Below are 8036 nucleotides of genomic sequence, written 5' to 3'. Positions count from 1 at the left end.
AAGAACTATTGATAGAATTATCTTATGAAAAAACTCTCAATTGATCTTAAGAGTGAACATACAAGGTGGGGGGTGGCTTTGACAATAATATCTAAACATCGAATTTGATTATCGTGAGTAACACCATGTTACTTGAAGCGAGTTTAGAAAAAAGATAATTCGTGCTTTAGCAGCTAATGTTTCGTTTGTCGGATGGTTTTGATGAGGGTGTTTTTAATTGCTAGTATGAATCGGATAAGGCTCAAAAATAAGCCTGAAAGAGTCGTTAGACACTCTCTGTGTGGGAAACCAACATAATAAAAATATATTTATTGGTTTTCAAAACATCTCTTCAAATTATTTTAGCAATAAAAATAAACCCCGAGGTACATCGTGCATTTTAATAAGTTGAATGTTCTACAGGCTAGTCTATCTATTTTAATAACAATCGCATTATCCGCCTGCGGTGGAGGAGGAAGCAGCAGTAGCGCTGATAGTGATCCATCCGGAGGCTACAGTGAAAAAGAGTCTGCTATTGAGAAAATCAAAGCGTATTCAAATGGTGAAAGTAATACTGCTCCTACTATAAATGATTATGTTGCAGCCGGTGTTTTAGGTGTAACGAATGAAACACTTTCAGAGCTAAATAACGTTGTAAAAGAGCTATCTCCTGAAGAAGTCGACTCTACCAGTGAATTAGAGGCCCTAACTACGCAGCTAGGTGTCAATATTTCTCCTGAAGTTAGCGCTGGCGGAAATCAAACGGTAGAAGTAAACAAGAGCATAGAAATTACCGGCACTGCTACTGACAGTGATGGAAAAATTGTTTCATATTCATGGCAAAAAGATGATCAAGTTTTGGCAACGACCGCAACTTTTGTTTATACCCCAACCACAGTAGGTACTGATTCATTAATCTTGACTGTGACCGATAACGATGGAGCTAAAGCCAGTGATTCAATCTCTTTAGTTGTTACCGCTGTTCAGACTGTTCCGAATAAAGCACCTACCGCTAATGCAGGTAGTAATAAAACAGTAGAAGTCGGTCAATCGATTCAAATGGTAGGAAGTGGTACGGATAGTGATGGCTCGATATCAGCGTATGAATGGTCAATCGATGGAACCGTTTTATCTAGCGTTTCAACGTTTCTCTATACGCCATCTGAAATTGGTACGGATACTTTAACATTGTCAGTGTTGGATAATGATGGAAGTGAAGCGACTGATACGGTCAAAATTGTCGTAACCGAAGCCACGTTTACACCGAATAAAGCACCTACAGCGAATGCCGGCGCAGATAAAGTTACCCAGGTAAATAAAGGTATATTAATCGCAGGAAGTGGTGCTGATAGTGATGGAACAATAAGTAGTTATGAATGGAGTAAAGGGCCGGCTATATTGGCGACATCAGCTTCATTCACCTATACACCGACGGATACAGGAACGGACACCTTAACCTTAAAAGTGACTGATAATGATGGTGACAGTTCTGTTGATGAAATGGATGTGCAAGTCATCGCAGCGCCAACGTCTGATACGACACCTCCGGTGATATCGCTATTGGGTGAAAATCCTGTCAGTGTGGATCAGGGGGCATCTTATAATGATGCGGGAGCAAGCGCGTCTGATAATGCCGACGGTTCAATAACAGCAAATATTATTGTGGCGGGTGATACGGTTAATACCAATTCTGCCGCTGGTACATCGTTTACGATTACTTATAACGTCTCGGATGCCGCTGGAAATGCAGCCTCTCAGGTGACTCGTACGGTAAATGTTGTTTCAGCGGTTGATACTACAAATCCGGTAATAACCTTAAGCGGACCTTCAACCGTTGAAGTTATTCAGGGTGCAAACTATGTTGAATCTGGTGCGACTGCGAACGATGACCGCGATGGAAATATCACGACAAAAATACTAATTGCTGGTGATACTGTGAATACCAGTGCATCTCCAGGAACAACGTTTACAATTACTTATAATGTTTCTGATGCCGCTGGAAATTCAGCGATTGAGGTAACACGCAGTGTTTCAATCATCGAAAGCTCGGATAATCAGATTCCTGTTTTATCTGTATCAACCCAGCAAAACTATCTTGCGGTAATTAATGAAGCGAGAGCGCAAGCAAGATCTTGTGGCGAGTATGGAAGCTTCCCTGCTGCGCCTGCGGTAAGCTGGAGTGATAAACTTTATAAAGCGGCGTATGAGCATAGTCAGGATTTAACGGAGACCAATACATTCTCTCATGACGGATCAGGCACGGTATCTGACTGGAGTGGGTATCCATTAAGTAAGCAAAGTACCATGACTGATAGAGTTGCGACTTACGGATATAGCTGGTCTAGATTATCTGAGAATGTTTCAGCTGGAACAGGAAGAGATACGCCAGAAGAGGCTGTTCAATCCTGGTTGGACAGTGATGGTCATTGTAAAAACGTTATGGATGCAAACGTTACTCAAGTTGGAATGGCTTTATCCAGTAAATCGGGAACAACGTATACCCATTATTGGACCCAGAATTTTGGGCGACCTTAATCTAAGCTTGAATAATAAAAAAGACCGCATTTGCGGTCTTTTTTATGCCTGCTTATTATTAGAACAGCGACTACTTATGATGATTTAAGCAAAACTAACAGGCACAAAAAAGGCCGCACTAGGCGACCTTTTTATATCAGTTAACTATTATTTAATAAATAGCATTTCCTGATAAGTTGGAAGAGGCCATAGATCATCAGCAACTTCACCTTCAAGTGCATCAGCATATACGCGAGTTTCATCCATCAAAGCTCTGATAGTGCCAGCACAGAATTGCATGTGGTCTTCTTCAGATCCATGATCTTCTTTTGCTAGTGCATCGGTTAGTTTCTTAACTGCAGCCATCATGCCATTGATATTAGCGGCAATACTGCTAGCTAGAGAGGTATCAAAATCAACACCCATTTCAGAAGCAGATGAAGCTGTTAGTGACAAATCAGATAAGTAACGTGTCGCAGCAGGGTAGATGCTAGTTGTAGCCATATTAATTACAAGCTTAGCTTCAACTTCAATCGCTAAGATATATTGCTCTGCGTAAACTTCGAAGCGGCTGGCGAGTTCTGTTTCTGATAGTACGCCTGTACTTGAGAAAAGTTCTTTAACGTCAGCATCTTTTAGGTAAGGAAGTGCGTCAGCAGTTGTTGGAAGGTTTTTCAATCCACGTTCTTTTACTGCAGCTTCGTGCCACTCAGAAGAATAGCCGTCACCACCAAATACTGCCACGCCATGCTCAGTCATAAGCTTTTTCAGTACTGCAATAACCGCCGCAGTATTATTTGAAGCATTCTTTAGTTCTTCTTCTAGCTCAGTAGCTATCCAGTTTAAAGAATCTGCCAACATAGTGTTCATGGCGATTAATGGACCAGTCACCGACTGCTCCGAACCTACTGCGCGGAATTCAAAACGGTTGCCTGTGAATGCGAATGGAGACGTACGGTTACGATCGCCAGCATCTTTAGCGAATGGAACGATTTGAGATAGACCCATATCCATAATTCCGCCTTCATCGGTTCCGTCTAGCTTACCTTCTTTGATCTGCTCAAAAATTTCTTCGATTTGAGAACCAAGGTAAACGGATAGAATTGCTGGAGGTGCTTCATTTGCACCTAAACGATGATCGTTACCTGCAGATGCAATAACTGCACGGAGTAATGGACCAAACTTATGAACGCCACGAATAACCGCGCCACAAAATAATAAGAAGTTTAGATTCTCATGAGGCGTTTTTCCTGGGTCAAGTAGATTCCCTTGCGTTGAGTTACCCACAGACCAGTTAACGTGTTTACCAGAACCGTTGATTCCGGCGAATGGCTTTTCATGGAATAAACAGTCAAAACCATGTTTTTTAGCCGTATTTTTAAAGACTGTCATCAATAATTGCTGATGATCCGCTGCTACGTTAGCTGCTTCGTAATAAGGAGCTATTTCAAACTGGCCAGGTGCTACTTCGTTATGATGTGTTTTTGCAGGTATGCCTAGGCGGTATAACTGGTCTTCCACATCTTGCATGAAGTTTTGAACACGTGGTGGAATTGCACCAAAGTAGTGGTCATCAAACTCTTGTCCTTTAGCCGATGCAGCACCAAATAAAGTACGGCCTGCAAGCATTAAATCTGGACGAAGATTTGAGAAGTTTGAATCAACAAGAAAATATTCCTGCTCAGCTCCACAACTAGAGTTCAATGTAGCGACTTCTTTTTCGCCCATTAGTTTAAGAACTTTTTGTGCAGCATCATTCATTGCTGAATTTGAGCGTAATAATGGTACTTTCTTATCCAGTGCTTCACCTGTCCATGAGATGAAGATACATGGAATCATTAATGTTGCGCCGTTATCAGTATGCATGATGTATGCAGGGCTGGTTGGATCCCAAGCCGTATAACCACGAGCAGCATTTGTCATTCGGATGCTGCCATTAGGGAATGATGATCCGTCTGGCTCGCCTTTGATTAACAAACTGCCTGTGAAATCAGTAATCGCTTTACCACTAGCGTCAGAAAGAATAAATCCATCGTGCTTTTCAGCAGATGCGCCTGTCATTGGATAGAAAATGTGAGAATAGAATTTAGCGCCTTTCGACATTGCCCAGTCTTTCATTGCAGCGGCAACAACGTCAGCAGTTCCAGGATCAAGACAACTGCCAGTTTCTACGGTCTTCTTCATCGATTTAAATGCTTTTTTCGATAAAGCTTCTTCCATTTTTACCAAAGTAAAAACATCAGTTGCCCAGATTTTATCTAGTGACTTAGTCTCTTTTACTTTTACTGGTCGACTGTTTGTAACTTGAAAAACCGCTTGTTCGCGGGACTCACTTCCACTCATTTCAATACTCCTATTTATCTAATGCTTAATCATTATCGATATGACTTAACAACCAGAATCAATCGATAATGTATGTATTTGTAGTTGTGTAATGCCTAAGTAAAGCACCAGAAAATATAGGGGGTATGGCACTTGAATAAAATGTTCTATTCTTTTACTTTTTACTTAGAGTTAAACAATATATAGATTAGCAATTATTGTGCCAAATCATCATACAGTAGTACTTGAAACAATTCTTCTCTAAGTCATGGAAAAATAGAGCTATTCTATAGGAAAAGCTTAAAGTTTATTATTGAGATGAATTCTTAAAGGATTCATGTGCACTATAATAGTGCGATAATTAAATATAACGCACGATATAGGTGCGTTTAAGAGGGTGTAAAATGGAAGGGATTGATTGGGGTAAAATATTGGCCGCAAGTTGGAGATCTAGAAAAGAGCAGTTAAAGCCGGTGTTTGATATCGATTTACAGGATATGGATCGTTTATTGTGTATCGATAGGCAGAAAAAAGCGTTTACTGAAAATGTAGAACGTTTCATGGCATCTGAGCCAAACAATCATGTTCTATTATGGGGCGCGCGAGGTACGGGGAAATCATCTTTAGTAAAAGCAGCTTTGAATTCTTATCATGATAAAGGCTTGCGAGTTATTGAGATATCAAAAGATGACCTACATTTTTTAGTCGATATTACTGATGAGATTAGACATCTGGATTATCGTTATATTGTGTTTTGCGATGACCTTTCTTTTGAAGAAGGTGAAACGACTTATAAAGAGCTAAAAAGTACCCTGCAGGGCTCAATAGAAAAACCACCAGAAAATGTATTGATTGTGGCGACGTCGAATCGCCGTCATCTTATTCCAGAGCAGATGAAAGACAATGAGCAGTCAGCATTGGTAGAGGGTGAGATTCATCATTCGGATACCATACAAGAAAAAATGTCATTGGTAGATCGTTTCGGCTTGGCGCTTTCGTTTTACCCGATGACTCAAGATGAATACTTTTCGATTGTAGATATGTTGTTCGCCGAGCTTGAGGTAGACGATATCACCCAAATGCATGTTCTGGCGGATAGATTCGCGCGAGAAAGAGGCAGTCGTTCAGGGCGCATCGCCCAGCAGTTCTTTAACTCGTGGAAGTCTTAACAGAGTTATAGAATCTATTAACAGACAGATTTAAAAAAACGCCTCAAAGTAGGGGGGTGACTTACCCTCCTGCTTTAGTTTACAAAAGTATTCAAATCATTCATTTTTAAGAAATTCACCCATTTAAAATCACTAAAATGGGGCGCTATTGTCCTTTTTTCGCTCTTCTTCAGATTCACGAATCCACAGCTCGTAATCCATTCCCGTAGAAAATAAACACAATAGAATTCCCATGCCATCATTCGGTGTGCTGCCGTCTTTGGTGATTATGCCGATTGGGATTAGGTTAATGACTGCGCCAGCGAGTGCGGCAAATGCAAAGCTCTGTAAAGCAATTCTAAAATAGTCATTACTAATCGAAAAGAATCCGTCAACACCTCCTAAATAGATAAAAATCACCAAGAATAAAAGTAGCTCAATGCCCGGCCCAGCGAAGTAAATCAGCGCATGTTTAAAGCGGGCTAAATGGGTTGTTTTAGGAGCGATTTGCACAAAACCTTCAAGCGGTATAGTGCGTATTTCCATGGGCGCACCAAGTAAACGTGTTTGAGCTAGTATTCGACCAAAGCCGATAACGGTTCTCTCGATTCGCCAGCCAAGCATTTTTGCCATTATGGCGTGGCCAAATTCATGGATAAATAAAAGCGGAATCCAGAACACCACAAACAGCAAAGCGCCGAGTTTCTTTGGCTCGTAATTGCTGAGTATTTCCATGCTCATCATAAATAGAAAAGCGAGGCTCAGAATAATCACAAAATACTTTTCTGCCTTCGAAGCGGGTTCTTTGTCTTTGGTTCTTTCGTCAATATGCATATGATTTACATTTATGTCTATAATCACCAGCATTATATCAGTGGATTACATCATGTCAGAAACACCTTTCAAACTACCTGAGATCAATGAAGAAGTCCCAATGCCAAGGATAAAGGAGATTTGCCAGCACTTTAATCTGCATGACTTATGGGAAAAAATCGAGAAAGATCCTCCAGCCCTAACGTTTGTCACTGATGGTTGTACGATGTGGCCGAATGTCACAGGTGGCAAAAGTATTTATCAGGCATGTTTTCTACACGATTTAAAATACTGGGCGGGTTATCCCGGTGAAGATGTTGAAAGATTGGTTGCCGATGCCGAATTAATGATTGATGTGGCTCGCTTGAGAAACTCAACCAAGATGGCTGAAACTATGTTTCACGGTGTTAGAGTTGGCGGCATGGGTCAACTCAAAATGGCATTTTCCTGGGGGTTTGGACGAGTGATTTAAGTTGGCGCTTTAGTCTAAGCCTTTAAGTCAATCTTGCTCGTTTCCGCAGCAGTTTCCATGACCACCATTGTTTTTGATTCTCTAACATCGGGCAAAGTATGTAAAATGTCGCCGAGTAGCTGTCTGTATATGGCGATGTTTTCAATACGTATTTTTAATAAATAATCGAAGTCGCCAGAAACCAGATGGCATTCTAATATTTGCGGCCATTTAGCGACGGCTTGTTTAAATTCTGAGAATACGTCTGCCTTACGATAGGTGAGATTGATTTCCACAAACACCAGTAATCCTGCGCCCAATAAATCAGGATTAAGGTTGGCAGTGTAACTTTTGATATACCCTTTTCGCTCTAATCGCCTAACGCGTTCCAAACAGGGTGAGGTGCTTAGACCGACTAGCTTGCCTAGATCAACATAGGAAATCCTGCCGTTATTTTGCATCTCTTGCAGGATACGACGGTCAATTCTATCGAGTGCTTTTACTTCATCTGTTTCAATAGCCATAATATTTTCTGCATTTGTGTGTAAGATAAGAATATATTATGTAGTAATGCAAAATACAGCAAAACTTTTTCGGATATTTCTGATGCTTCTCATCAAAATAATTGAAGGGCGAACTACATTAGATAAACTATAGATGCTTTTTGATGCTCAGACTCTTGCTTAGTAGAAGGAATTCTTTGGGCTAGATATCTTGTAAAATCAAAAGGTAACCCCCCACCTTGTATGTTCACTCTTAAGATCAATTGAGAGTTTTTTCATAAGATAATTCTATCAATAGTTCTTTAT

The 8036-nt window shown here is 40.6% G+C and carries 6 protein-coding genes; 3 read left to right on the top strand and 3 right to left on the bottom strand.

Translation table 11 applies throughout. The annotated features are described in order from the left end of the window. Window positions 1–372 precede the first annotated feature (372 nt). The gene (locus Q1A31_RS20765; protein WP_299881688.1) at window positions 373–2514 is read left to right on the top strand and encodes an immunoglobulin-like domain-containing protein; all 2142 of its coding nucleotides are present in this window, start codon (window positions 373–375) and stop codon (window positions 2512–2514) included. Window positions 2515–2661: 147 nt separating this feature from the next. On the opposite strand, the gene Q1A31_RS20760 is transcribed toward Q1A31_RS20765, so the two are convergent. Then, on the bottom strand, window positions 2662–4836 hold the full coding sequence (locus tag Q1A31_RS20760; RefSeq protein WP_299881684.1) for a glutamine synthetase III: 2175 nt from the start codon (window positions 4834–4836) through the stop codon (window positions 2662–2664). A gap of 383 nt (window positions 4837–5219) precedes the next feature. Between Q1A31_RS20760 and Q1A31_RS20755 the strand changes: the two genes are divergently transcribed. Further along, window positions 5220–5984 carry an ATP-binding protein gene (locus Q1A31_RS20755; protein WP_299881681.1) on the top strand — a complete coding sequence of 255 codons (765 nt, stop codon included), beginning with the start codon at window positions 5220–5222 and terminating at the stop codon, window positions 5982–5984. Window positions 5985–6116: 132 nt separating this feature from the next. Here the strand turns inward: Q1A31_RS20755 and Q1A31_RS20750 are convergent, their stop codons facing one another. After that, entirely contained in the window at window positions 6117–6797 is a 681-nt protein-coding gene (locus Q1A31_RS20750) for a M50 family metallopeptidase (protein ID WP_299881678.1), read from the bottom strand. A 52-nt stretch (window positions 6798–6849) separates the two neighbouring features. Between Q1A31_RS20750 and Q1A31_RS20745 the strand changes: the two genes are divergently transcribed. Further along, entirely contained in the window at window positions 6850–7248 is a 399-nt protein-coding gene (locus Q1A31_RS20745) for a hypothetical protein (RefSeq protein WP_299881675.1), read from the top strand. 14 nt (window positions 7249–7262) lie between these two features. Here Q1A31_RS20745 and Q1A31_RS20740 read toward each other — a convergent pair whose 3' ends face one another. Beyond that, a complete protein-coding gene (locus tag Q1A31_RS20740) occupies window positions 7263–7751 on the bottom strand; it encodes an Lrp/AsnC ligand binding domain-containing protein (RefSeq protein ID WP_299881672.1) in 489 nt (162 codons plus the stop codon). Between the last annotated feature and the right edge of the window lie 285 nt (window positions 7752–8036).

The organism is uncultured Cocleimonas sp., from assembly GCF_947495625.1.
Lineage (GTDB): Bacteria > Pseudomonadota > Gammaproteobacteria > Thiotrichales > Thiotrichaceae > Cocleimonas.
Note: the sequence above shows the minus strand (reverse complement) of the source record. Positions and strands in the feature narration are given on the sequence as shown.